The sequence below is a fragment of the Bifidobacterium catulorum genome, assembly GCF_003129925.1.
GTDB lineage: Bacteria > Actinomycetota > Actinomycetes > Actinomycetales > Bifidobacteriaceae > Galliscardovia > Galliscardovia catulorum.
In genome coordinates this window covers 1-2,057 of sequence record NZ_QFFN01000071.1, presented here as the reverse complement: position 1 = coordinate 2,057, position 2,057 = coordinate 1, and the positions used below count along the sequence as shown (strand labels likewise).

The window sequence follows — 2,057 nt, the reverse complement described above, 5'->3', positions numbered from 1 at the left end:
CTACGTGGCCCCGACCGCGCCGGGCAACGGGTGCGAGATGAATCTGGAGACCACCGAGAAATACCTCCACAAAGACTAACCGGACGATAATAATCCGGAAATTTGGTCGGTTCGTTCATAAGGACGTCGAAAACCTCGTCCTTATGAACGGATCGACCAAATTTGTGTTTCATGGCCAGTCAATGACCGTCGTGAAGATCATTGGCCACGGTTTACGTCATTGGCCACGGTCTGAGTCCGGATGACTAGATTTCGTCGACATGGAACGCAGCAGTGGTGGAACAAGAATCCTTAAATCCCATACGGTATAACGCGTGTCGGCCGTAGAACGTTTGACTTGACGGCCGCCCCCCCCCCGGCGTATTGTCAGAAAATGTAGAAAATATTTCTAAAAAATTTTTAGATAATAATTTCTGCATTGTTATCAAGGGAGTTCAAGGAGGAACTTGTTATGCAGGATCATGCAGCGTTGCTGAAACGCAAACGGTTCATCATTATGGTGCTGTTGTTCCTATGCGGTTTGATCAACTACCTCGATCGTTCTGCATTGTCGATTTCTGCAAGTCATATCACGGCCGAGTTCGGACTGTCGTCCGGACAGCTGGGCATCATCTTCAGTGCCTTCTCGGTCGGATACGCCATGTTCAACGTCGTGGGAGGCTTCGCCTCCGATAAATTCGGTCCGCGAGACACGCTACTCGTCGCGGCCATCGTCTGGTCGCTGTTCAGCGGTGCACTGATCTTCGCGACCGGCTTCATCTCCATCCTCATCATTCGCATCATCTTCGGCATGGCCGAAGGCCCGCTTGCCACCACCATGAACAAGACGGTGGATATGTGGTATCCGGACGACCAGAAGACCACGATGATCTCGATCGCGAACTGCGGCGCCCCGCTGGGTGCGGCGCTTTCCGGCCCGATCGTCGGCTACATCGCTCTGCACATGGGATGGCGTTGGGGCTTCGTCGCCATCACCGTCATCGGACTGACCTGGGCCTTCATCTGGTGGCGCAGCGTGAACCGTGTGCCGCCGAAGGTCGATGAAGGCGAGAAGAAGAGCGCCGCCGTCGAGGAACTGAGCCACACCAAGATTCGTGTGACGATGAAGCGCGCCTTCTACTTCAAGACCCCGTCCATCATCTTCGCGGCCTTGGCGTTCTTCGCATACAACTACATCCTGTTCTTCTTCCTCACCTGGTTCCCCAGCTATCTGGAAAGCGAACTGAATGTACCGCTGGAAACGGTGAGCCTGCTGAACATGGTGCCGTGGACGCTTGGCTGCGTCGGCATCGCGCTCGGCGGCATCGTCTCCGACCGCATCACCGTCTCCCGTGAGTGGAAGGACGAGCTGACCCCGAAGCGTCTGATCATCGGCGTCGGCCTGCTGATCTCCGGTTGCGCCGTGCTGCTCATTTCCCAGCTGCACAATCTGCCGGTCATCATGGTGCTCGTCGGTGTGGCCGTGTTCTTCATGTACTTCACCGGTGGTCTGTACTGGGGTGTGATCAACAACGTCGTGGACTCCAAGAGCGTTGGTTCCATCGGTGGCGTCATGCACGCCGTCGGCAACTGCGCCGGTATTCTTGGACCCTCCATCACCGGCTTCGCGGTCCAGCTGACCGGCGGTTCATTCGTCGCCGCCTTCATGATCGCCGGTGTGGTCGGCATGGTCGGAGCCGTTGGTGCGCTGCTGTGCATCCGCAAGCCGAAGGTGACCCAGTCCGATCTGGATCGGTATGCCGTCGGTGGGGCGACCATGGACCAGGTGTTCGCCAAGTAATTCAAGTAAGCCGATTATCGGTTGGCTGCCGCTGCCGTGGGAACCGTGTTCGGTTCCGTATCGGCGGTGGCCCCACCGGTAATGCCAGCGCATTGGCAAGGTATTGGCCGATGCCGACAACCAATCAATAATCAATACCGACAATCACGCAAACAACAAACACAACCAACTAAACAGATAACGAACATAAGGAGTATCCAACAATGAAGATGGGTTTCCGTTGGTATGGCGAGGGTAATGACACCATTTCGCTGGATGATATTCGTCAGATCCCGGG

1 protein-coding gene is annotated in these 2,057 nt (G+C 55.8%); it reads left to right on the top strand.

Going from position 1 to position 2,057, the window contains the following annotated elements; translation table 11 throughout:
* The first annotated feature begins 451 nt into the window (after window positions 1-451).
* Entirely contained in the window at window positions 452-1,780 is a 1,329-nt protein-coding gene (locus DF200_RS10505) for an MFS transporter (RefSeq protein WP_109138215.1), read from the top strand.
* Window positions 1,781-2,057 lie beyond the last annotated feature (277 nt).